Origin of the sequence: Novosphingobium sp. PhB57 (assembly GCF_004342985.1) — a bacterium.
GTDB lineage: Bacteria > Pseudomonadota > Alphaproteobacteria > Sphingomonadales > Sphingomonadaceae > Novosphingobium.
In genome coordinates this window covers 95142-119549 of record NZ_SMBO01000004.1, presented here as the reverse complement: position 1 = coordinate 119549, position 24408 = coordinate 95142, and the positions used below count along the sequence as shown (strand labels likewise).

At 62.5% G+C, this 24408-nt stretch carries 17 protein-coding genes; 11 read left to right on the top strand and 6 right to left on the bottom strand.

Annotated features, from left to right (window positions below; all coding sequences use genetic code 11):
- The first annotated feature begins 77 nt into the window (after positions 1–77).
- From EDF58_RS13815 to EDF58_RS13785, 5 genes are all read left to right on the top strand, one after another.
- Entirely contained in the window at positions 78–2600 is a 2523-nt protein-coding gene (locus EDF58_RS13815; RefSeq protein ID WP_132266549.1) for a TonB-dependent receptor, read from the top strand.
- A 1193-nt stretch (positions 2601–3793) separates the two neighbouring features.
- Positions 3794–4069, top strand: coding sequence for an HU family DNA-binding protein (locus tag EDF58_RS13805; RefSeq protein WP_132266543.1), 276 nt, complete (start codon positions 3794–3796; stop codon positions 4067–4069).
- Between the two features lie 83 nt (positions 4070–4152).
- Positions 4153–4626: an aminoglycoside 6'-N-acetyltransferase gene (gene aac(6'), locus EDF58_RS13800; protein WP_243654256.1), complete on the top strand. Its 474-nt coding sequence runs from the start codon at positions 4153–4155 to the stop codon at positions 4624–4626.
- Positions 4627–5381: 755 nt separating this feature from the next.
- Positions 5382–5627, top strand: coding sequence for a hypothetical protein (locus EDF58_RS13790; RefSeq protein WP_132266540.1), 246 nt, complete (start codon positions 5382–5384; stop codon positions 5625–5627).
- A gap of 167 nt (positions 5628–5794) precedes the next feature.
- Positions 5795–7105, top strand: a complete 1311-nt coding sequence (locus EDF58_RS13785) for a PHB depolymerase family esterase (RefSeq protein WP_347812895.1) — start codon at positions 5795–5797, stop codon at positions 7103–7105.
- A 24-nt stretch (positions 7106–7129) separates the two neighbouring features.
- Here EDF58_RS13785 and EDF58_RS13780 read toward each other — a convergent pair whose 3' ends face one another.
- Positions 7130–8002: a LysR family transcriptional regulator gene (locus EDF58_RS13780; RefSeq protein WP_165921416.1), complete on the bottom strand. Its 873-nt coding sequence runs from the start codon at positions 8000–8002 to the stop codon at positions 7130–7132.
- Between the two features lie 100 nt (positions 8003–8102).
- On the opposite strand from EDF58_RS13780, the gene EDF58_RS13775 reads away from it, so the two are divergent.
- Complete coding sequence (locus EDF58_RS13775) at positions 8103–10442, top strand: arylsulfatase (protein ID WP_243654255.1); 2340 nt, start codon at positions 8103–8105, stop codon at positions 10440–10442.
- A gap of 43 nt (positions 10443–10485) precedes the next feature.
- On the opposite strand, the gene EDF58_RS13770 is transcribed toward EDF58_RS13775, so the two are convergent.
- Entirely contained in the window at positions 10486–11388 is a 903-nt protein-coding gene (locus EDF58_RS13770; RefSeq protein WP_132266534.1) for a LysR family transcriptional regulator, read from the bottom strand.
- A 96-nt stretch (positions 11389–11484) separates the two neighbouring features.
- Between EDF58_RS13770 and EDF58_RS13765 the strand changes: the two genes are divergently transcribed.
- A complete protein-coding gene (locus EDF58_RS13765; protein WP_132266531.1) occupies positions 11485–12345 on the top strand; it encodes an aldo/keto reductase family oxidoreductase in 861 nt (286 codons plus the stop codon).
- 77 nt (positions 12346–12422) lie between these two features.
- Here the strand turns inward: EDF58_RS13765 and EDF58_RS13760 are convergent, their stop codons facing one another.
- Positions 12423–13994, bottom strand: a complete 1572-nt coding sequence (locus EDF58_RS13760; RefSeq protein WP_132266528.1) for a phospholipase D-like domain-containing protein — start codon at positions 13992–13994, stop codon at positions 12423–12425.
- Positions 13995–14377: 383 nt separating this feature from the next.
- Between EDF58_RS13760 and EDF58_RS13755 the strand changes: the two genes are divergently transcribed.
- The 3 genes from EDF58_RS13755 (at position 14378) to EDF58_RS13745 (ending at position 18642) form a co-directional block, all read left to right on the top strand.
- The gene (locus tag EDF58_RS13755; protein WP_165921415.1) at positions 14378–15391 is read left to right on the top strand and encodes a hypothetical protein; all 1014 of its coding nucleotides are present in this window, start codon (positions 14378–14380) and stop codon (positions 15389–15391) included.
- Between the two features lie 222 nt (positions 15392–15613).
- Positions 15614–16537, top strand: coding sequence for a LysR family transcriptional regulator (locus EDF58_RS13750; protein WP_132266522.1), 924 nt, complete (start codon positions 15614–15616; stop codon positions 16535–16537).
- A gap of 92 nt (positions 16538–16629) precedes the next feature.
- A complete protein-coding gene (locus tag EDF58_RS13745; RefSeq protein ID WP_243654254.1) occupies positions 16630–18642 on the top strand; it encodes a TonB-dependent receptor in 2013 nt (670 codons plus the stop codon).
- A gap of 429 nt (positions 18643–19071) precedes the next feature.
- Here EDF58_RS13745 and EDF58_RS13740 read toward each other — a convergent pair whose 3' ends face one another.
- Positions 19072–19653, bottom strand: a complete 582-nt coding sequence (locus tag EDF58_RS13740) for a hypothetical protein (RefSeq protein ID WP_132266519.1) — start codon at positions 19651–19653, stop codon at positions 19072–19074.
- A 484-nt stretch (positions 19654–20137) separates the two neighbouring features.
- On the opposite strand from EDF58_RS13740, the gene EDF58_RS13735 reads away from it, so the two are divergent.
- Positions 20138–21508, top strand: a complete 1371-nt coding sequence (locus EDF58_RS13735) for an MFS transporter (RefSeq protein ID WP_207912983.1) — start codon at positions 20138–20140, stop codon at positions 21506–21508.
- 143 nt (positions 21509–21651) lie between these two features.
- On the opposite strand, the gene EDF58_RS13730 is transcribed toward EDF58_RS13735, so the two are convergent.
- Positions 21652–22812 carry an IS30 family transposase gene (locus tag EDF58_RS13730; RefSeq protein ID WP_132266516.1) on the bottom strand — a complete coding sequence of 387 codons (1161 nt, stop codon included), beginning with the start codon at positions 22810–22812 and terminating at the stop codon, positions 21652–21654.
- Positions 22813–23025: 213 nt separating this feature from the next.
- Positions 23026–24198 carry a hypothetical protein gene (locus tag EDF58_RS13725; protein ID WP_132266513.1) on the bottom strand — a complete coding sequence of 391 codons (1173 nt, stop codon included), beginning with the start codon at positions 24196–24198 and terminating at the stop codon, positions 23026–23028.
- Between the last annotated feature and the right edge of the window lie 210 nt (positions 24199–24408).

Here is a 24408-nt window from a genome sequence, read left to right as displayed (position 1 = left end):
GAATTGAGGTAATTCAATTTAAATATTCATGGCGAGGATGGGAATAAGCTTCCGTGCTTATTAATTTGGGGGCTTAAGTGAAAAATACTGTAATTGCCGGTTTACTTGCGAGTGTTTCAATAATCGCCGTTTCTCCTGCCAGAGCAGAAGAGGTTGCCGATGCCGCCGCCAGCACTGCAGCGGAGGCAGATGCCGGGGCTATCGTCGTCACCGGCGCGCGCGGCCGGATCCAGCGTTCGGTGGCGGACAGTCCCGTGCCGATCGACGTGATCAGCCCGCAGGAACTGAAGAATACCGGGCGCACCGGTCTCAAGGAGATACTCGGCAATATCATCCCCTCGCTGAGCATGCCCGCGCTGGGCGGTGGCGGGACCTCGGCCAGTGTCCGGCCGATCTCGATCCGGGGACTTTCCGGTGACTATGTGCTCGTGCTCGTCAATGGCAAGCGGCGGCATACGACATCGCTGATCAACAATCTCTCGCGCATCTCGGGCGGATCGACGCCGGTCGACATCGACCTGATCCCGACCAGCGCGGTCGGCAGGATCGAAGTCCTGCGGGACGGTGCTGCCGCCCAATATGGATCCGACGCGATTTCCGGCGTCATCAACATCATCCTCGACAATTCTCCGCACGGCGGCGAACTGTCAGTGACCGGCGGGCAGCTCTACGAGAAAGGCGGCGCCTTGGCGCAAGTCGCGGGCTCCTATGGCACGCCGCTGGGTGACGGCGGCTTCGCACGGTTCTCCATCGAGGCGAAATATCACGACCGCGCCGATTCCTCGGCCGAGCCCATCCCTTATGTCTATCCCCTGGTGAACGGCCAGCCCGATCCGAGGGAGGCCGATGCGGACCATCTCATCGCCGGCGGCTACGGCCGCTCCAATCGCGACAAGATCGTCGACACCAGTTACAATGCGGAATTGCCCGTCGGCGAGGATACCACGCTCTACTCGTTCTCGACGCTGAGTTACCGCAACATCAAGGATGCCCGCGGCGCATACTTCGCGGCAGCGACCGGGTATAATGGTCTCGCCAACAGTTCCGGCGCCTCGGTCTTGCCCCAGCTCTATCCTGCTGGCTTCCAGGCCTACCGCCGCATCTGGGAATGGGACTGGCAGACGGCCGTGGGACTGCGTACCCAGTTTGCGGAGTGGTCGCTGGACCTCTCGACCAGTTATGGGCGCGACAACGTGAAGCTGGGCGCCGAGAACACGCTCAATCCCTCGCTGGGGCCGGACAGCAAGAGCAGCTTTTTCATGGGCCGCCAGAAGCAGGACCTGTGGGTCAGCAATCTTGACCTTAGCCGCGAGCTGGATCTCGGTCTCGCCGGGCCGTTAAACCTCTCGCTGGGCGCGGAGCAGCGCTGGGAGCGTTTTCAGAACATCGCAGGAGAGCCCGATTCCTACAGGGACGGCGGCTACGTGATCCCCTTGGATAGCACGCCATTCGGCCAGCTCTATGGTGGCCGTTCGCCCTCGCCGGGACTCGTTTCCTTCACCGGCACATCGCCGGCCGACGCGACAAGCATCAGCCGCAACAACCTGGCGGCCTATGCGGACGTTTCCGCCGATGTGATGCCGGGCTGGTTTGTCGGCGTCGCCGGCCGGTTCGAACATTATTCCGACAGCGCGGGCAACACCTTCAGCGCCAAGGCGTCCACCCGCATCGAGCTGGCGAAGGGACTTGCGCTGCGCGGCGGCGTCAACACCGGCTTCCGCGCGCCGTCGCTGGCGCAGACGGCGTTCTCGACTACGCAGAACACCGTCACGGTGATCGGTGACGAGCGCGTGTCGACCGTGTCCAAATTCCTGCCGGTGAACAGCGCAGCAGCGATTGCACTGGGGGCAAAGCCGCTCAAGCCGGAGAAGTCGCTCAATTTCACGGCGGGCGTGACTTATGAGACCGGCCCGTTCCGCCTGACGATCGATGGCTATCAGATCCGTATCGACGACCGTATCGTGAAAACCGAATTCCTGGGTACGGCATCCAACGGCGGGGCGGCGATCAAGGACATCCTCGTCGAAAACGGCATCGATGACGTGGATAGCGCCCAGTTCTTCACCAACGCGATCGATACCCGCACGCGCGGGGTCGACGTCGTCGGCGAATATACGCTCGATACCGCCTCGCTCGGCACATTTCGCCTGAACGCCGCCTACAGCTACAACAAGACGAAAATCCTCCACGTCATCGACAATCCCGAGGAACTCAGTGACCTGAACGTCACCCTGTTCGGCCGGCAGGCCCAGCGCGATCTCGTTGCGGCCCTGCCCCGCAGCAAGGTGGTGTTGTCCAACACCTGGTCCCTGGCCAAGTTCCGGGCGCTGGCCCGCGTGACGCGCTATGGCAAGTACACCGAGTCCAGCAATGTGGCGGCTTCGGACCGCACTTATGGTGCCAAATGGGTGGCCGACGCTGAAGTGGGCTATCAACTCACCGACAATCTCGACATCGCTGTCGGTGCCAACAACCTCTTCGACGCATATCCCGACAGGAACGGCACCGTCGCTGCAGACGGGTCGGGACTGTACGGGAACTTTGCGCCCTTCGGCCTCAGCGGCGGCTTCTATTATGCAAGGCTCGGCGCTAAGTTCTGATGCGGCGCTTTCGACGGGCCGTCTCGCCCACGGCTTGGCAGTCGAGTTGGGCAGTCAGGACGGAGTTTTCACATCACCTGCGGGTTCGCCGGGCTGAATATTTTGCACTGAAATAATTTTCTCCCGGCGAATCCCTACCCCTTACTATTCGTCACTTGAATACCTATCTTGGGGTGATCGCGGATGGGTTCTCTGTAGGCACCCGCGACTGAGAGACCGATTGCGCTCCCGCTTACTACGTGGAGCCATTCTTGGACCTCAATCAGCTGTATTTCGCACATCAACTTGCATCGATGCGGGCAGACTCGGCGGTCGATTTGGCTGTTCGCTCAAGGCATCTCCAGATTGCCCAGGGCTGGGGGCAGCAAATCGAAAATTATCAAGTCAGGCTCGGCGCGGCTGCATCTTGCAGTTGGACTGCACTGCGCGCGGCGGCGCTGACCAACCCGCGTGTCGGACACTCGTCAATCTCAAAGGATCGATAGATGGCAAAGGGCCAAAAAAAGAGCAGCAGGGAAATCCGCAAGCCCAAGAAGCCGGTTCCTCCCAAGCCGAATGCATCAAACGCCTCGACGAAAAATCCAGTCTCGGTTTTGATTGATAAGAGGGACTAACGGCTGACGCGTAACAAGTGGCGATTTGGGAGTTACCGCGATGAGCCGTGCGATGAATCTGTCTCTCGGGCACGTTGAAGTTTTAGCCATGTGCGAAAAATTCGCAGTTTTAATCAGTGTGATCGAGCCGCTTCCGTCAGGAGGAACGCATCTGGTATGTGTTCGAGAGGAGGGCGCGGAGCTTATGCGTCTAAAGTTCAAGAACAGTCTCGTAGCCGGGCACGTTAAGCGATTTCCGTTCTATCGGGGCTGAGGATCGTGGCGATTCGATTGCGTGTTTGCAGTCCAATCCCCGGGCAAAGGCTGGTCGTTCATCACAGATTTGTGAACTGGACGGCTTTGGGGTTGGTGAAAAGCTGACGGCTCAATGCACTGCAGTCCGGTATGGCGAACGGTATGGGCAACCCATTTTATCGTTTTCGCTATCCACAGGCTGTGGACAAACTGTGCTTGAGTGCGGGTAGGGGGCACTGATCGGCTTTGCAGGCGCCCTGCAATGATCCATGCTTGGTTTTGCCGCTGTGACCCGCAATCCGAGGAGCGCGGCAGACCCGAAGATTTCGACAGGACGAACCAATCATGAATAACAGCGATCTCGCCGACACCATTGCCGCCGCTCACGACCTCACCAAGGCCGATGCCCGCAAGATCGTCGACGCCGTGTTCGAAGCGATCGGCGATGCGGCCGCCAAGGGCGACGAAGTCTCGCTGAATGGCTTTGGCAAGTTCAAGGTCAAGGACAGCCCCGAGCGCGAAGGCCGCAATCCCGCGACCGGCGAAGCGATGACGATCAAGGCCTCGAAGAAGCTGTCCTTCACGGTCGCCAAGGCGGTCAAGGACAAGCTGAACGGCTGATCCGGCCCATGAGAGCGGCGCCGACGGCTGGTTCGGCGCCGCTCTTGCTTTGCCAGCTGTCCAATCCGACCGTGGGACCGCGAATGATGATCGTGCGGATTGAGATTGGCGATGAAAGCGATCTCGACGAGTGGGCTCCGCTCCGGGCCGAGCTCTGGCCTGACGGGACTGCGGCCGAGCACCGCGAAGAACTTGCAGATATGCTGTCAGGCCCGCAATTGTTTGCCGGGTTTCTCGCGCGGGGTGCGCGCGGCGAACTGATAGGGTTTGCCGAAGCCGCTTTGCGCATCGACTACGTCAATGGCTGCGAGACCTCGCCGGTCGCGTTTCTCGAAGGACTGTATGTCGCCGAGGACAGCCGCCGTCTCGGCATCGCTCGCGGGTTGGTTAGCGCTGTCGAGCAGTGGGCCCGGCAGCGAGGCTGCGCCGAGCTTGCCTCCGACGCCCTGCTTGAGAACAGCGCGTCCCACGCGGTGCATGCTGCGCTGGATTTCGAGGAGACCGAGCGGGTCGTGTATTTCCGCAAGGTTCTGGACGATCCGCATTCGCTCAGCTGACCGCAGCTTGGGCTGCCGCTCCAGCAAAATGGCTTATGCAAATATGCCCGCGTCTGAGCCTCGGCTGATGCAGGCGATCGCGGCGGGCGTATCCTAAGCGGGAGGCGTCGCTGCCAGCGGGCTCTCTTTCATGGGGCGCGCAGCATGCCATCCGCCTGGGGCAGAACGTTCGAGCGGTACCCCGCAGGAATCGCATAGAGCAAGATAGCCGTTACCTTTGCCGCGAGAGACCGAGACAAGTGATGGCTTATGCCGTCCAATGAAGCAAAAGATGGCCATGAAGCCCTGATACGCGAGATTGTGGGCGGCGTCAGCTAATGGAGCACTCGCTTTCCACAGGATCGATGGCCGGCCCCGCTCCCGGCGAGCCTCAACCCGGCTGTCAGGCGTCATCGAGCTACGGCAGCGGTCAGGTGCAAGGCTTGCGCAGGGCTTACTGGAGGGAGGTGTGAGTGGCCAACTTCCTGGCCAGGGCAGGCGACGCGCTGCGCCGAAATGGTAGCCCGCAGACGCGGCAATCAATCCATGGTCGGCTCGATGGGCCATCTTGCCGCCGGGTTCATCGTCGCTGCGCTCAAGAGGGATTCCGGTTGACGACAAGGCTGTTGATAACCTGAGCGCATTTGCGGAATTGCGTGCCGTGCCGGACTGGAATCCGGGACTCTGGCCCGCTACGGCGCGCAGCCCGACCCTTTTCGGTTCCGACCAGAACCGCCGGGTTCGCTTCTCGTTGCGATCAAACCAGGGAGTTTTTCATGACCGGAGCCGAACTGGCTGCAGCTCGCAAGAACCGAGGTCTTTCGGAAATCGAACTTGGCAAGGCTATCGGCTATCGGGATCCTGCGCGCGCCGTTCGCCGGCTGGAAGCCTCGGAAAAAATCAATTCGCGGGCACTCACCATGATCAAGGTCGTGTTCGGCGCGGTCGATCAGGACAATGTTCGCGAGCGCGGAACCCGTCGGCGGATGCCGCATCCAGACCAGCTGGCATTCGCTTTCTAGATTGGAAGGGATGTTTGCCGTCAGCTTGTTGCGGAGTTGAGAGGCTTGGCCCGCCGCTGAGAGGTGCCGGGCGGACGGCCTTTCGCCCGGAAATCGGGACTGTATCAGCTAAGGCTCCCGGATCGCAGGTGCATCAGGGCTGGGTCTTGAGCTGCCATGAGTGAGGCTTGCGAAAGGCTGCTCGAAGCGGCCCGGCAAAATTGAAAACTGATTCACCTTGCAACAATCCCGTTCGTCACCATTTGATGTTGCAGTGCAGCAAAATGGTGGAGCGCTCCTATCCTGTGCTTGCCCCATTTCAGCAAGGATATGCCATGCCAACGATATCGGAGACCATCGCTCACTTGGCCGCCTTGCGGAAAGGGCCGGCATCCGGCGCATTTCAGGGCCATAGCCGCCTGCGGGAACTGAGCCAGTTCGGGGAGAACCCTGGAGCGCTACGCGCGCACCTCTATCTCCCTCCCACCTTGTCCAAGCATCCGGCGCTGGTGGTGGTACTCCACGGCTGCACCCAGAATGCGGCAGGCTACGATATGGGTGCCGGATGGTCCGAGATGGCCGACAGGCATGGGTTTGCCCTGCTTTTTCCAGAGCAGCAGGCCTCGAACAATCCGAACTTGTGCTTCAACTGGTTTTCGAAAGAAGACAGCCGTCGCGGTGCGGGCGAGGCGCAGTCCATCAGAAACATGATCGCGGCCGTCGTCGCCCGGCATAATATCGACGCCGCCCGCATATATGTGACCGGCCTCTCTGCCGGCGGCGCCATGACGGCGGTCATGCTGGCGACCTATCCCGAAGTGTTTGCGGGAGGCGCTGTTGTTGCCGGTCTGCCTTACGGGAGCGCCTATGGTGTGCCGCAGGCTCTCGAACGCATGCGCGGCCAGAATATGCCCGAGCGGAGCGAGCTGGAGATGCTGGTCCGCCAGGCGACCTCTCATGCCGGGCCGTGGCCGACGCTCTCGGTCTGGCATGGCAGCGGGGATGCAACGGTAGCCGACCTCAACGCCACTGCCTTGCTGAGGCAATGCGGCGCCTTGCACGATATCGGCGAGACGCCGGATCTCAGCGAATCCACGGGCAGCCATACCCGCCGTGTCTGGCTGGACCGTCACGGGCGCCCGGTCATGGAGGATCATCGCATAGCCGGCATGGGGCACGGTACCCCGTTGAAGACGTCCGGCAAGGATGCGTGCGGACGGGCGGGGGCCTTCATGCTGGAAGTGGGGGTTTCCTCAAGCCACCAGATCTGCAGTTTTTGGGGACTCCTCGATGACCACCAAGAAGCGAGGGCTGCCGAACATTCTCCGGATAGGGCGCGAATTCCGGAACCCGCCGAAATGAACGGACTGATGGTTTATGAAGGCCGGCGCCTGCAGCCGATCCCGCCCTCGGAACCCGGGCAGAGCGGGCGGACCCGAGAGGCAGGCGTGCGCAAAGTGATCGAGGATGCGCTTCGTGCCGCGGGTCTCATGCCCTAGCACCAGAACAGGCGAGCAGCGACATCATACCTCCGCCTGCGCCAGGAGAGTGCGGATTTTTTCCGCTACGGCCGTGACTGTCGGGGAACGGGTGCGGCTGCGTTTCGTAATCAGGCAGACCTCGCTATGGGAGGGCGGGAATCCGCTGACTTCCAACTGGACCATGCGCCCTTCGCGCAGATCATCGGCCAGGAACGCAGGCGAGGAGATCCAGACGCAATCGCTGCGCAGCACCGTTTCGCGCAGGACGTGGAAATTGTCGCAGATGAAACTTCCGGCCGGGTCACCCTGGCCATCTGGCAGTTCGACGGCACTGGCGGCCGGATAATCCTCCAGATCGGCGTTGGTGACCAGGCCTTGCCGAGACAGGGGATGGCCGCCGCGCACCATGAAGGCAACGCCGATCCGGCCCAGTCGCTCGATCCCTGTGCTCGGGATGCGGCCAAGATTCCAGTTGCTGCCAAGGATCATCTCGATCCGGTCGTTGACCAGTTCGGTGACGAGTTGATCGGGCGCGCGCACCAAGGTGCGAATGCGGATTCCAGGCCAGGCATGCAGGAGCGAGCCGGCCACGTGCGGCAGGAACAGTCCGGCCATCAGCGGCCCAAGCCCGATGGCGACTTGTCCCGGCTTGCCTTCGGGATAGCGCCGAAGGCTGCGTTCCAGGTCTCCCGCGGCATGAAGCAGCTTTTGCGCGTGTTCGATCACATGCAGCCCGGCAGCCGTGGGATGGACCCCGCCGCGCCCCCGATCGAACAACATGACACCGTGCCTTTTCTCGAAGGCGGCGATGCTGCGGCTCAGCGCGGGCTGAGTGATGCCTACTTCCTCCGCCGCGCGCGAGAAGCTCTGGTTACGGGCGACGGCAACGATATGGCGCAGGCGCGGCAGGTCCATCGGTATTCCCATGATGCATGCAATGTTGCCTTGATATGCATTGGACAGCCTGATCGCGCGAGCCCTAACTTGCCTGCGAACGAAGCGGGGGAGGAACGCGATGGGCAAGATCGGATGGCGGACAGGCGCGGCGGCATTGGCGATGGCAGGGGCGGCGTCAGCACACCCTGCGGCGGCGGACAGCCAGCCCGCGCGCACGATCCTGCCCGTGCCGGCCGCGCCGTTCACGGGAACGGTGGCGGAGAATGTCCTGGATGCCACAGGCTTTGCCCAGGCCGCGATCCAGGCGCCCGCCGGAGCGCCCAACGTTTTCCTGATGATGAGCGACGACGTCGGTTTCGCGATGTCCAGCGCTTTCGGCGGCCCCGTTCCGACACCCCATTTCGAACGGCTGGCAGCGCGTGGCCAGCGCTACAATCGCTTCCACACCACCGGGATCTGCTCGCCCAGTCGCGCGGCGCTGCTGACCGGTCGCAACCATCACAACGCCGGGGTCGGCTGGTTGAGCGATGTGCCTGCGCCATTTCCGGGCTACGGCGGGAAAATCCTGCCGGAAACCGCCACGATCGCCCAGGTCCTGCGGCCGAATGGCTACAGCACGGCGATGTTCGGCAAGCATCACAACCTGCCGTCCAACGAACGCAGTGAGGCGGGGCCGTTCGACAGCTGGCCGACCGGTCTGGGCTTCGATTACTTCTACGGGTTCGTCAGCGGCGATAGCGACCAATATTCGCCAATCCTCTATCGCGGCATCCAGCGCGCCGAGCAGGACGATGGAGAGGAAAGCCTGCTCGACAGCCGCCTGGCCGAGGATGCGATCCGCTGGATCCACAACCAGAAGGCGGCAGCGCCGGAAAAGCCGTTTCTCGTCTACATGGCGCCCGGCTCCACCCATGCGCCGCATCAGGCTCCAGCGGACTATATCGCGCGTTTCAAGGGCAAGTTCGATGCCGGCTGGGATCTTCAGCGCGAACAGACCTGGCGGCGGCAACTTGCCATGGGCATCATACCCAAAGGTACGCCGCTAACCCCGCGCCCTGCGGAAATTCCGGCCTGGAAAAGCCTGACTTCGGGCCAGAAGGCTTTCGCTGCACGCACGATGGAAGTCGCCGCGGCGCAGCTTGTCTATCAGGACGAGCAGATCGGCCGCGTGATCGACGAACTGCAGCGGATGGGCCAGTTGGACAATACCTTGGTAGCGCTGGTGATCGGCGACAATGGCGCTAGCGCGGAGGCAGGGCCGAAAGGCACGATCAACGAACTGCGCTCGATGGGCTCGCATGATGAAAGCGAGGCTTGGATGCAGGCCAATATCGATCGGCTCGGCGGTTCGATGACCTATGAAAGCTACCCTGCCGGATGGGCCTGGGCGATGAACACGCCGCTGCGCTGGACCAAGCAATACGCCTCGTTCCTGGGCGGCATCCGAAACGGCATGATCCTTTCCTGGAAGGGACACACGGCGCATCCCGGTGCGGTCTGCGGTCAGTTCTCGCATCTGGTGGACATTGCGCCGACGGTACTGGAGGCGGCGCGCTTGCCAGCGCCGCAAAGCGTCTATGGGGTCCGCCAGAAGCCGATGGACGGCGAAAGCCTGCTGGCCAGCCTCGCCTCCTGCGATGCGGCGAAACCGCGCACCCAATACTACGAGATCGGCGGGAAGGCCGGCCTCTATCACGATGGCTGGTTCCTCTCGGGCGATGATGGGCGTCTGGCGTGGCAGAACCTTCCTGCCGCCGGTGAACGGCCCCCGGTGCAATGGTCCCTCTACAATCTCGATCGGGATTTTTCGCAGTCGAACGATCTTGCCGCGAAGGAGCCTGCACGGCTTCAGACCATGCTCGATCTGTGGAAGCGGGAGGCGGCGCGCAACAACGTGCTTCCGCTCGATCACCGCTTCGGCATGGCGCGCGGAGCGGCGATGATGCGCGGCAGCGGTCGCAAGCATTTCGACTTCTGGGGCAAGGATGTGAGCCTGCCCGCCAATACGGAGCCGGTGCCGTTCGCACGCAGCTTCACGCTCGCTGCCGATCTGCGACTGGATAGCGATACCGCTTCGGGAGCGGTCATGGCGTTCGGCAGCCGCTTCGGAGGCTGGAGCCTCTACCTGGACAAGGGCCGTCCCGTGTTCATTGCTGTGCGTTCCACCGATCCCGATGAGATCACCCGTGTCGCCGCCGATCGAGCGCTGCCTGAAGGTACGGTCAAGCTGACCATGCGCTTCGCCGTCGACAGGCCGGGCGGCCCGGCCACCGTCACGCTCAGTGCGAATGGCGCAGCTCTCGCGTCGGGGCGTTTGCCGACGTCCATGCTGATGGCGGCTGGAAACGGCGAAACCCTGGACGTGGGACGCGATCTGGGCGTGCCGGTAACGGCCTATCGCAGTCCGCAAGGCCGCATCGAGGGCGACATCGCTCATCTCAGCCTGGATTTCGATTGACTGCGTGCCGGGCGCCCGGATTGCTGGGCGCCGCCGGAAAGGCTCAACCCGAGATGCACCTCGTAAAGTCGATGAACGCCCGCAAGGGCGGCGGGATTTGGCGGCGACCGGAATAATAGAGCATCGGTCCGGAAAAGGGAGGTGTCCAGTCCTCGAGCACGGTTTCGAGTGCGCCGCTGCGCAAATGAGGGGCCAGCCAATCCTCGAACAGGCACACGATACCGAGCCCCGAGGCGGCCGCCTCCACCAACAGGTCGCATGCCGATCCCGGTTGGATCAGCAGCGATCCCGGGGGATCGAAACGAAGCACTTCGCCGTCCTTCTCGAATTCCCAGGTCGCTATGGCGCCGCTGGCAAAGCGCAGGCGCATGCAATTGTGATGAACGAGGTCGCGCGGATGGGCAGGGCGCCCTCGCGCTGCGAAATAGGACGGTGCGGCGGCCGTGAGAAGGCGCTGTTCACGCGGCCCGATAGGGACCGCGATCATGTCCTGCTCCAGGCGCTCCTCATAGCGGATACCGGCGTCCGCTCCGGAGGCGAGGATGTCCACGAAACTGTCCTCCACGGTGACTTCCACCCGGATATGCGGATGAGCGCCAAGAAAGCCCGGGAGAATGCCTGGGAGCACCGTGCGTGCCACGTTGGCGGGTACGTTCAGTTTCAGCGCGCCTGCCGGCTCATCGGTAAGAGCCTGAACGCTGTCCAGTGCGGCGCCGATCTCGGCGAGCGACGGTCCGATCCTTTCGTAGAGCCGGGCGCCGGCTTCGGTCAGGGATATGCTGCGGGTGCTGCGATGAAGCAACCGGGTGTTCAACCGGGTTTCGAGGCGCCTCAGGGCTTCGCTGAGCCCGGATGCCGACACGCCGGAGATGCGGGCTGCCTCCCGAAAGCCCTTGGCGCTGGCCACGGCGACAAAGGCGGAAAGATCGTCAAGTTCCATGGCCATTGTGCGATTTTCCGTACAAGCTGTTCTCAATAGACCGTCTTATCGATCAGCGAGTTGAAGTCCATATTCGGGCAGCAACATGCCAGGAGACATGCAATGATCGATCTTGCCAAGGCGGGGACCTTCCAACTGGGCGACCGTCCCGTGAACCGCATGGGCTACGGCGCCATGCAACTGGCGGGACCGGGCGTCTTCGGTCCCCCGCGAGACCGCGCCGGCGCCGTGGCGGTTCTGCGCGCGGCTGTGGAGGCGGGCGTCAACCATATCGACACCAGTGATTTCTACGGCCCGCATGTGACGAACGAGATCATTCGCGAAGCCCTGCACCCCTACGGTGAGGATCTGGTCATCGTGACAAAGGTCGGCGCGGTGCGGGGAGCCGACGCATCCTGGCTGCCGGCCCAGAGCGCGGACGAACTGACCCGCGCCGTCCACGACAACTTGCGCAACCTTGGTCTGGAGCGGATCGAAGTGGTCAACCTGCGGCTGATGGGGGACGTCCATGCGCCGAGCGAAGGCTCTCTGGAGGAACAGTTCTGGGCCCTCGCGCGGCTGCGTGAGCAGGGTCTGGTCCGGCACCTCGGCCTCAGCAACGTCACTAAGGCGCAAGTGGCCGAGGCCCAGGCCATCGCGCCGGTCGCGTGCGTGCAGAACCAGTACAATCTTGTCCATCGGGGCGACGATCTGCTCGTGGACGCTCTGGCGGCGCAGGGTATCGCTTATGTGCCGTTCTTCCCGCTGGGCGGGTTCAGCCCCATTCAGTCGGACGCCTTGGCCGGGCTTGCCGCCGAGATCCGGGCAACGCCCATGCAGACGGCCTTGGCCTGGCTGCTTGCGCGCTCGCCGAACCTTCTGCTGATCCCCGGGACGTCGAGCCTGGAACATCTGGCGGAAAATCTGGCTGCCGCGGCGCTGGAACTGCCCGCTGATGTCAAGGTACGGCTCGACGCCATTTGATGGCCCAGGTGCCGGCGATGGCGGATGGGTGCCCTCTTGCCGGCGGGCGCGAACGGGGCGTGATTTGGCGGCAGGCGCTATTTATCCGAGCGCTTTGAAATGGCCGTAGCGAGCAGGCCTATCCCTGCTGCTGCCCCCGCGGCAAGGATACCGGCGCCGACCAGCGACAGACCGCCATCCTGGCGCTTGAAATGAGGGCGGTGCTTCAGACGCGCGAGCAGCGGCGTGCGTTTGGAGATCGCCTCGAACATCTCGCCCGGCCCTTCGGGATCGAGGACTTTGTGATCGGCGAGCCATTCGCGAACGGAATCGAGGTCCGGCACTTCGTAGGGCCGCAGCGAGCGGCCGTCGCCGCGCAGTTTTTCGATTGTCGAAATGATCGAGCCGGTCTGTTCCAGCAGGTCTTCGATGGTCTGACAGTCCGTATCGAGATGCTCGGCCAGAAGGGCGTTGCGGATGCCGGCAATGGTCCCGCGCTCGGCGGCATTGGCTTCCCGGCCGGCGTCGATGACGACGTCGCATTCGGTGTCCAGGCGGAGCGAACGATTGTTGAAGTTCGAAGACCCTACGCGCAGCACTTCATCGTCGACGACCGTCACTTTGGCATGCACATAGATGGGGTGCCCCTTCGCGGTATAGGGGTGATAGAGCCGCAGGCGACCATGGACGTCCCGCTGCTGCAGCGCCTCCACCAATCTGGCGCGTGCGGAATCCATCGCGATCGGCTCAAGCCAGCCTTGCGCGGAGGTGGGATGGACGATCACAAATTCGGGGCCGTCAGGCTCTGCCAGCCGTTGCGCGATGGCTTCTGCGACCTTTCTTGAGGCGAAATACTGGCTTTCGGCATAGAACCAGCGCTTCGCCCGCATGATGAGATCGACATAGAGAGCCTCGATCTCGTGGCGAGGATCCTGTTCGGCCATTTCCGGAACGGTGAGCGCGATGCCCACTTCCACATCGGTGAAGTCGCTTTCGACGTCCTCTGGCCAGCAATCCGCATCGCACGAAGCCGGAGCGAGCGCGCTTCCGCCCGAAACTTCCCAGCGTTTCCGGCACATGTCGCCCAGCGTGCGTGCGACCGGCCCCTGGAGCATCGTGGTGGCATCGTGCCAGGGACCGTAAGGCGTGCCATCGGGCTCCAGACGGCGGGGTTCGTCATCATCGTGTTGGCGCGTGTCCCAGCGATCGACAGTCATGTCGATCCCGCCGCAGAAGGCGACGTCGTCATCGATGACGACGACCTTCTGGTGATGCGATCCGGTAGGGGGATGATGGCCGTCGAGACGCATGTGAATTTGCGGATCTTTGATCCACTGCGCTATTCTCAGTAACGTCTGACCGTGAAACAGCGTCTTGATGGCACCGGTATCCCAGCGCAGGATGTGGACTTGCAGGCCCGGAGTCCGCCGGACGAGCCAACTGAGAAACGCACCGACCTGGTCCGGCCCGCCGTCGTCCTTATCGCCGCCGAACCGGATGCGGGCATCGAAGTCCCAACCGACCAGCAGGATCTGCTTTTTCGCGCGTAGCATCGCGGCGCGTGCTGCTTTGAAATAATCATCTGCGTCTACGATGACGGCGGCACGGGTCGCGTGCTCGATCCGCCAGCAATTGCGTCCGGGTTCGAGCAGGGTATCAGGTGTGTCCATGACTGCGCCATCGCAGGCCTGGAGTGATCTGCCAAGGGCGAGGTGTCTCGCGGCCGGCTCCGGCGAGACTTGTGCAGCCTGAAAAGCGCGATCTTCAAAGCATGGGCGGGAGCGCTGAAGGCGCGAGGAACAGGCGGGGGTGGCAGGTCGTGCCCGCGCAACGAACGCAAAATCCGCCGTAATTGGGTGTGAAGACAAGAGGCTTGAGGGTTTCGCTGGTCCTCAACGACCAGTCCCTCATCCAGCATTCATGTCCTGTCGACCTACAAGGCGGGATACCGGCATGCCTGGTTGCCAAGCGACTGGAATGCTGAATAACTTCCTCAACCTCACCGTTGGCACACATATCCCGGCACTATCTTCACGCCTCAATGGAGCAGCGTATGAAACCGTCCCCTGGAATGCCGCGCAAGACCGCGACGCTTTGGTTCGCAATCGCCTCTTGCCTGGCGTTTGCAGTGCCTTCTCTGGCAGCCGGAGAGGCGGATGGGGATGCCGGGCTTGTACGGCACGATGTACCCGTTTCCGCTGCCGATCCTGCGGCGACGCAGGCGCCGAACCCGGTGACAAAACTGCAGGACAGGCATCTCGTGCTGCTTCCGTCCGCCAGCACGGCGCGCAAAGCGAAGCTGTTTCTGTTCGTCGACGGCACGCGCACCGCCACCTCGATGACTCAGGATATCGTGCGGACGGCGGCAAGACGCGGCTACCATGCAATTTCCATCGCCTATCCCAATGCGGAAGCGGTCGCAGCGCTTTGCAAAGGGTCCGCCGACGACGACTGCACCGGCAAGGTGCGCGAGGAAATCCTGACCGGCGAAGATCTGACGCCGTTGCTTACCGTCAGCCGTCCCGATGCTATCGAGCCCAGGCTGTACAGGCTGCTCAAATATCTTGCCGCCACTTATCCTGATGAAGGATGGAGCGCTTTCCTGAGTCATGATGCGATAGAATGGTCCCGCGTCAGTGCGGTTGGTCATTCCCAAGGCGCTGGTCACGTCGCCATGTTTGCGAAGCGGCATGCATTGCTGCGTGCTGTCATGATTTCCGGCGTGGCAGACGTCACAAGGGCGGGCCTCACCTCGCCATGGCTGTCGAGACCGAATGCCACCCCGGTCGAGCGGCAATACGGCTTCTCTCATGTTTCCGACCCGGTGGTGCCCCTCCCGGTCGCGAAGGCAAGCTGGGAAGCCATCGGTCTGGCGCGGTTCGGGCCTGCTCAGGGGACCGATCTGACCCGTGCGCCTTACGGAGGGTCACACCAGTTGACCACTGCACGGCCTCTTGTGGCGCTGGCGAATGCGCACCTCGCCATGGCGTTTGACAGGTTCCTGCCGCGCCGGGTTGACGGCACGCCGTTTTACAAGCCCGTCTGGGAATTCATGGCGCTACCGTAACTTGTCTGGTCGAGTGGCCCGGCCCGGCCGTTGACGCCGAAGCATCGTTTCGCGCATCGGCTAACGCCCCGTCTTCGCACTTTCCGGGTTTTGTTTCTCCAGGTTTTCGCGCCTGCGACTGCGATATTATAAAGGCTTTCTCCGCCTTACCTACGCAGGAACAGCCCTGTCTCATCGGGCGGGATGATTGCGAATGAGACAAAGTTGCAATAGGCGCCTCCTATGCTCCTGCCGATTTCGCCCAACCTGCTCCTGACGCTTACCCTGCTGCTCAAGACCAAGAGCGTCAGCGGCACGGCGTTGGCGCTGGGCGTGAGCCAGCCGAGCGTCAGTCGGTCGCTCTCGCAGCTTCGCACTGCGCTCAAGGATCCGCTGCTCGTGCGATCCGGCACCGGCATGTCGCGCACCCGCCGCGGCGAGGAACTGGTTGGCCGCCTGGCCGACTGGATGGCCACCACATCCGCGCTGCTGGTGGAAGAGCGCTTCGATCCCGCGCGAGTGGAGCGCCGCTTTCGTGTGGCCACCACCGACTTCGGCGTCATGTCCGTTCTCCTGCCCGCCATGGCCGCCTTGCGCGCCGAGGCACCTGCCATCGGCATCGACATCGTACCGCTGAGCCACGCCACGCACCGCGCATTGGCCGAGGGCGACATCGATCTGGCTATTTCCGGGCTCGATCATGATCCTTCGCAGCTTCACCGCGCCCTGCTGTTCGAGGACGAGTTCGTCTGCGTCACGCTTGCGGATCATCCGCTGGCCGGCAGCGATGAGCCGGTGCCGCTCGACGCGTTCCTGGCGCATTCGCATCTGAGCCTGACGGTCAGCGAGGCCGAATTGGACCGGGTGACGATGTCACTCGGACCCAACGCCGCCTCGCGCAAGATCGCCGCCAGCCTGCCCTATTTCAGTCTCGCGCCGGACATGCTGGCGGCAGGGGACTTGGTCATGGTGCTGCCCTCGCGGGCTGCGGACCGCTTCGAGGCGGGGCAGGGCCTGGCCACGCGCCCGGCGCCGGCCGAGTTGGGCGTGCTGCAGTACTGGCTGCTCTGGCATGAGCGCAGTCACCGCGATCCCGCTTCCCGCTGGTTGCGGGAGCGGCTCGGACGCCTTTCGGCTTCCGGTTCGCGGCCATGCATTTCTGAATAGTCGATATCCGATCTTGACTGTTGGCCCGAGCGAACCACCGGGTCAAGAGCGCTAATGCAAAGCATTCGCATTAGTGTTCCAAGGGGGTAATCGTGATCCACAAGTTTCGGCTGCGCACGAGCGCGGCCGCCCTTAGTCTTGCCGCGGCTCTGCCGGGCGTGACGACGGCCTTCGCCATTCCGGCCGCTCTTGCCGACGAGCCTGGCGAGGATTCTGGAGGCGCCACCAGCGCCTCGACCATCGTCGTCACCGCCACCAGCCGCGAGCAGGAAGTGAAGGACGCGCCGGCCTCGATCAGCGTCATCACCCGCGAGGACCTGGAGCGCCTGCCTTACCGCGAGGTGACTGACGCCCTGATGGAAATTCCCGGCGTGACCGTCACCCCCGGCGAGGGCAACAGCCGCGACATCTCGATCCGCGGCATGTCCCCGCAGTACACGCTGATCCTGGTGGACGGAAAGCGCCTGAGCAGCCGCGAGACTCGCACCAATGGCGGCAACACGTCCGAAGGCGGACTGCTGCCACCGCTGGAATCGATCGAGCGCATCGAAGTGGTGCGCGGGCCGATGTCCTCGCTTTATGGCTCGGACGCGATGGGCGGCGTCGTCAACGTCATTACCCGCCGCATCGCGCCCTCATGGCGTGGCAGCGTGCGGGTGAACGGCACCATGCAGCTGGGCAGCGACTACGGCAATTTCTACGACGGCAACTTCTATCTCTCCGGCCCGCTGGCCAAGGGGGTTGGCCTGCAGGTGCAGGGCGCGATCAACCGCCGCAGTGAGGACCGCGTGGTCGGCGGCACGCCTGAGCGGAAGGACGAGAGTCTGGGCGGCAAGGTAGGCTTCTCGGCCGGGCCGGACCACGACTTCCTCGTTGAGGGCGGCTTCTACCGCCAGGAAGTGACCGCCACGGCCGGCAAGACCGTGGAAGTGACCGCTACGGTGCCAGAAGGTACGCGCGATGTTCAGACCCAGGAACGCCACGTCGCCGCGCTCAGCCATTCCGGCCGCTGGGGCTTCGCCAATTCGGAAAGCTACGTCCAGTACGAGGATGCCAAGAACCTCGAAACCACCAAACGCATCAAGAATACCGTCGCGCAGTCGATCTGGTCGGTCCAACTTCCTTCCAACATGCTCAGTCTTGGCGGTTTCTTCCGTAACGAGGTTCTGACGGACACGGTGGGCAACCTGCTGCCCGGTTCCACTCGCGCCGGTGCCAGCCGCACCAACTGGGCGCTGTTTGCCGAAAACGAGCTGTCGATCCTGGATACCCTGCGCCTGACCGGAGGGCTTCGTCTCGACAATGACGAGCAATATGGCGCGCACTGGACGCCGCGCGTCTACCTCGTGTGGAACACCACCGCGCAATTCACTCTCAAAGGTGGATATTCGCAGGGCTTCCGCGCACCGAACCTGCGCCAGACCCTGCCCGACTGGGGCCAGTCCAGCCGCGGCGGCACCATCTACGGCAACCCCGATCTCGAGGCAGAGACCTCACGCACGATCGAGGCCGTGGCCATGTATGAGGGCAAGGGCTTCCAGGCGAGCCTGACCGCTTACGACACCCGCTTCAACGACAAGATCACCCGGCTTACATGCGAACAGGCCGGGGCCTGGTGCGTGAACGAGCCGCTCAGTTCGATCGGCCGGCCGCCGACGACTTACGTCAATGTCGACAAGGCCAAGGTCCGCGGGATCGAGGCGACCATCGATCTCAACCTTACCCGAACCCTGCGCTTCAACGCTACGGGCACGCTGACCGACTCCGAGCAGCTCACCGGTGCCAGCGCGGGCATGGCGCTCAACGACACCCCAAAACAGCAGGCCAGCGCTTCGCTGAACTGGCGCCCGGACGAGCGTCTCAGCTTGTATGCCCGCGCAGTGTTCCGTGGCGAGGAGGCGGTTACCGAAGCTCAGATCAGCGGCAACAATCTCGTCGTGGAATCCTACACCACTGTGGACATGGGCGGATCCTACAAGGTCTCGCCCGGCTTCACCTTCCACGCCGGCGTGCAGAACCTGTTCGACAAGCGCCTGAACTACGACGAAGCCGGCTACATGATCGATCCCGCCCGCGTCTGGATGGGCGCGACCGCCCGCTTTTGACTCGGCTCAAAGGCGCTTCGGTCCCGCTCCGAAGCGCCTTTCCTCGGCAAGCTGAAGTATTTATCGAAACTTCGACACGTTAGGACTTGGCCAGATCCCGGTTCCAGCTGCAATCGTTTACTTCAATCCCTTGTCAACAGTTGCGGAACTGGACCAAATAGCTCGGGCAGGGGCGTTGAGATCTGGGGTCGTTGCAGCTGGTAGGCGCTCCCAGCGCCGAATAAAGGTGCAATGGCGATACCAGTAGCGTTTCAGGTGGCGGTGGCAGTCGGCACAATGATAACTTTCGGCCCCATAGCATCTCAACCTCGGGTCTCACGCCGCCTCGCCAGTAATGAAGCTGGATATCGGAGTGTCCAAGGAAGAGGACCACTGAGCTGGTTCTCGCGCCAGAGCGATCCGGCTTCGCTAGCTGAACGTTTGAAGAGGTCAGGACGGCATCGCGCGCCGCCGCGATCGGGCATGCCCCGTGACATGGCAGACATGGTCGACGAGGCCGCCGACCAGCGTGCGCACTTTGTCAGGTGCGAAGCCGCCATCGTCAGGATGCTTGCCGCCCATAAGGTGCCGCCGGTTCCATTTCCAATAGGGCGCCAGCACCTGGATCAACCGCGCCGTCTCGGCGCAATCGTAGCCGAATGCGGTGACATTGGCGTAGGCCAGCGATCGATCGACATTGAGGCTGATGTGCCGCGCACACCAGCCGTCCGGAAAGCCGACATCGAGCAGGTGCGAGGATAGCGCGAGCTGGACGACGATCCCGGTCGAGTAAAGGAAATCGGGCCAGTCACCGGGCGCATCACGCGCGAGGCTGCTCATGAATTCCTCGGCGCGGTGATAGCGGGCGAGGCTGAGCTTGCGGCCCTCTTGGGTACGGACCAGGCGCACCGGTTCGGCGCCATAGATCTTCCACAGCGCGGCGAGCGCGGAATTGTCGTGCGGCAGGGAGTTCAGGACCGCCGAGACGGCGGCCTTTTCATCGGGTGAAGTCGCAGGAACAAGATTGTTCATTCAGCACCTCCGGGTCCGCATTAGGGCGGGTTGGCGGAAGGCTGAGGACCATGCGGACCAGTCCCGAACTCCCGCACGCTAACGCGCGGGAGCCGCCGGAGCTGGTAACATGCCAATGACATGCGCCGCCGTCTTTAACCCGAAGGTTTGGACATGCACGACGACACCCCGGAAAACCGTGTTTTCCGAGTTTTTGCCATTGGCGGGATTACCAGTCTCGGCGCTGCCCTTTGCGCAGCGCCTTGGCAGAATAACAGACGGGAATCCTTAAGCCAAGGGCCTGAGTTAATCCCGGGGATTGGGACGGTTTAGGCGCCTATCGGTGACGTGGTGGGCTCAGGAATTAATTGTGGCCAATGGAAGCGGAGCCCAGCCGCTATAGCCGCGGTTCCGCTGCTGCCCGCAGCGCCGCCTGGCAGCATTTCCGCTTGCGAATGGCGGGATGCCTGGCCCATCGATCTGACGTCCGCCGCTAGGCTCTGGCATGCGCGCTGCGGACGTTTGCATCATGGCCTCAATCTCGATGATGGAAAATGTCACTCGTCCCGAAGGCGCGCGGGGTGGCCATCCGATCCCCGGCCGCCTAACGATCGCCGGACCTTTGGAACGATGGATGGTGACGCAAGTGAGTGGCGTGGTTCGACGTGGTCGGAAGCAAGTCGGATGGGATACGGGCTCGGTTCCTCCCAACCGCGAGAAAGCCGAACGCCTTCCGCTGGCGGGCCTGCTCGCATTGGGAATGGCTGCGTTCGTCACCCTGCTCACCGAGATCATGCCGGCCGGTCTGCTCTCCGCCATCTCGTCTGGCATGACGGTCCCGGAAAGCGTGGCGGGCCAGTTCATCACGGCGTTCGCGGTCGGCGCGCTCATCTCGGCGATCCCGGTCACCGCGATGACCCGCAGCCTGCGGCGCAAGCCCCTTCTGCTTTTCCTTCTTGGTGGGTTCGCTGCGGTCAATCTGATCACGGCGCTGTCCAGCAACATCTATCTCACCCTTGGTGCGCGCTTCGTGGCTGGTCTCTTCGGCGGCGCAGTCTGGTCAATGCTGGCTGGCTATGCTGTGCGCATGGCTCCACCGGGCATGGGCGGCAGGGCCATCGCGATCTCTGGCGCGGGTGCAACGGCCGCGCTCGTCGTCGGCGTGCCTCTGGGCTCGGCCTTGGGGCACGTGCTTGGCTGGCAGGGCGCGTTCGGGATGGTTTCGGGGCTGGCGTTTGTGCTGATGATCTGGGTCCAGCGGATCATCCCGGACTTCCCTGGCGAGCAGGGCGGCGAGCGGGAAAAGCTGCTTACGGTCCTGCTGCGTCCCGGCGTCGCCGCGACAACGGCGGTGATCCTCACTTACATTATAGGCCACAACATCGTCTACATCTTCGTAGAGCCCTTCCTGCGCGCGATCGGCCAGGCCAGAAGCCTCGACCTGATCCTGCTCCTCTTCGGCATCGGGTCGATCGGTGGCCTCGCCCTAGTCGGCGCGCTTGTGGATCGACACCTGACCGTGATGGGGCCGGTGCAGCTCGGCTTCTTCATGGCAGCGCTCGCGATGTGGATGTTCGGCGCTACGGCGACGCTCCCGATCTATCTGTCCGCCATCATATGGGGCATCTCCTTTGGCGGCTTCGGCGCGGTCACCCAGACGGCGATAGCGCGGCTGGCACCTGATTCCATGGACGTCGCCCAATCGATGTGCACGACAGCTTGGAATAGCGCCGTGGCGCTGGGCGGAGTCGCAGGGGGCTTTCTGCTGGATCGCTCCGGGGCAGGATCGTTCCCTGTCGCGAGCGCGGGTATCCTCGGCGTGTCGCTGATCATCCTCGTGGTGGGCGTGAACCGCCCGCTGATGCGGAGGCGCTGACCACGAATGTCGACCGCGGTGGGAATTGATTGCTGTCGCTCCATGATCGGCCGTCCACGCATGGGGTTTTTCATAGGCGATGGAAGGGCATTAGTTGGGGGCAGTCTGGAAGGGCAGCTTTGCACATGCGAAAACGGGTGGGTTCAACGGGTGGCGGCAACACAAGCTTGAAACCGCTCGGCGGGGGTTTGGTATTCGAGCGTTTTCCTTGGTCTTTCGTTGAGTTGCCTGGCAACGGCACCCAGCTTGGCCTGGCTATATAGGGACAGATCGGTGCCTTTAGGGAAATACTGTCGGAGCAGGCGATTGGTGTTTTCGTTGGAGCCTCGTTGCCAAGGCGATTGTGGATCGCAGAAATAGACTTCGACATCGGTGGCGAGGGTAAGGCGTGGGTGATCGGCCAGTTCCTTGCCGCGATCCCAGGTGAGCGACTGGTAAAGTTCGCGCGGCAAGCGCTGCGTCTGCCGGATCAGTGCCGACACGACGCTCCTGGTGTCTTTGTTGGCAACTTTGACCAGCATCACGTAGCGCGAATGGCGTTCGACCAGCGTCGCGATGTAGCTGTTCTTCGTGCCTCCGATCAGATCGCCTTCCCAATGGCCGGGAACGGCGCGATCCTCGACCGACGCGGGGCGTTCGCTGATCGACACGGCATTCTTGATCTGGCCGAGGCCATCGCGCTTGAGGCTAGCGTGCCGGGATCTGCGGATGGTGCGCCGGGCGCGCAGATGCTCCAGCAGTTCCTTCTTCAGAACCCCGCGAGCCTGAATGTACAAGCTTCTGTAGATGGTCTCGTGCGACACCTGCCTATGCGGCTCCTCGGGAAAGCTGCGCCTGAGCCACCCCGCTATCTGTTCCGGAGACCATTTACGGCGCAGCTTGGCCGATACTGCCTGCGCCAGTTGCGGCAAACAAGCCAGCTTGCAGGGCTTGGGCCGCAAGGCACGATCCCATGCCGCCTGATCGGACACCGTGGCACGATACCGCGCGAGGCCGCCATTGCGACTGACTTCACGAATGATTGTCGAAGGTGCCCGGCCTAATCGCCGTGCTATCGCCCGCAAGGGCTCGCTGACACTCAGACCGCGCGATATCTCTTCCCGCTCCGCAAGGCTCAGCGTGCAACTGCCGCGCTTGCGATCGGCGGGCCGGATACCGCCGGTCGGCGAGATCACCGAGAATACCGACGATGACTCGCGATCAAACCTTCGCCCGATCGAACTCATCGACTCACCGCGCTGCCAGCGATCCCATATCTCCGCTCGCTGACTGGCCGTGTAATAGATCCGACGACGCTGCTTCATCGCGACACTCCATCTTCCGCAAAAGATTAAAGTGTTGCCGCCACCCGTTGAACCCACCCGGGATAGCGGACATTCCAACGCTTCGCCGTCGCCTTCCGGTGCCGGCAGTTCCAGGACGCTCAGCCGCCGATTTCCGCTCCCCACGAGCGGACTGACGGCATCCACCTAAATTGCAGACACTCCAAGCTTCAGTGCTAGGCCGAAACTCAACCTTCAGTCTCTGGAGAGATAGCGCTTCAGGCGATCTGGACGCTGCGGGATCGGGATATTTGGATCAAAGACGAACACTTTTGCACCCGTCTTGGCGAAAATAGTCTGCAATAGCGGAAGCGCGCTCGTGGGCGCGGCGACGTGGACCTTTGAGCCTTTAAGTTGACCCGGTTCGGCATCGGCTAAAATGGCTTTCAAGCGAGCCACGAAAAAATCAAACGGCGCAATGCTGGCAAAGCTCATCGTGCCATGCTCATAGTCAAGCGACAGTAGTGCGTCGCGTAGCCAGCCTTCCGACGCAGCATAGTCAGGGGCATTTGGGTCGCGAAGAACCGTCGTGGATGTAGTCTCGTCCTTCCAGTCTGGTGACGAGCGATAGAATGCCTCGTTCAGATAGCCGTGCCAGTTTCGTTCGGTATTCTCGCTGGGGCCGAGTAACGGCGCGATGAACGCCTGTTTGGCCTGCTCTTCATAATCCCGCTTCCGGCGGGCTACAAATTGTGCTGTCGCCTCCGCCCTCTGCCAATCAGGCGAAGAGCCGGAAATTACCGAGCCATCGGACAGCCGCAGAACAGCATCCAGGTAAGTTTCCTCTTTGCTCTCATCCTGCTCGTCTGGAACGACGATCGGGATGACCAGCAACCCTTCCGGCGTAAGATGTGGCTCACCGCGCCATTGGATCGAGCTGACCGAATGCTGCAGTGCAGCAATGTGGTCCGCCGATACAATGTCGCTCAAGGCCAGTGCGCGGATCAGTTGCCCCTGGCCATCGTAAATTGCCACGACGTTTTGGCCATATCCCATGGAATGCCAGTTATCGAAGGTCACCAGATATTTCCCACCATCGGCGATCAGCGCGTCGACCGGAGCCACTTGGTTAGACAAGTTGCCGGACCATATACGAATCCATTTACCAGCATTTTCAAGATGCTCGATCGTCGCTGTCGCCTTGGAGTCCTTATGCCCCTTCGGTGCCCCCGCTGGCTCGCGCCGTTTCACCTTGTCGGAAAAATAAGCCAACGGGCTGGTGATCGGGCGTGGATCAATTCGGACGCGATAGGTTTGGTCTGGCGACACGTAAATCTTCGGCTCAGCGGGGAGCCAACTATCAGCGTTGCTCGGTGCCGCCCAACAGACAAGGAGAGCGAGCAGAAGGAGGGAGTGAATTCGCGTCATTACGAAGCCTTAGGCTGAAATTAGCATGCTACAATGCCCCATCGCCCTATTGGCCTCGCGAGAGGGCGACGACCTTGCAATCCCTGACCCTTTGTCGCCGTTCAAAGAGTGATCGCCAGTCCCCAAGTGTAGACCGGCCATAATCCGGTAGCTGTCGACGACATAGCGGACATTCCATTCACTTGTTCTCGCAATTCCCGCTAACGCGGG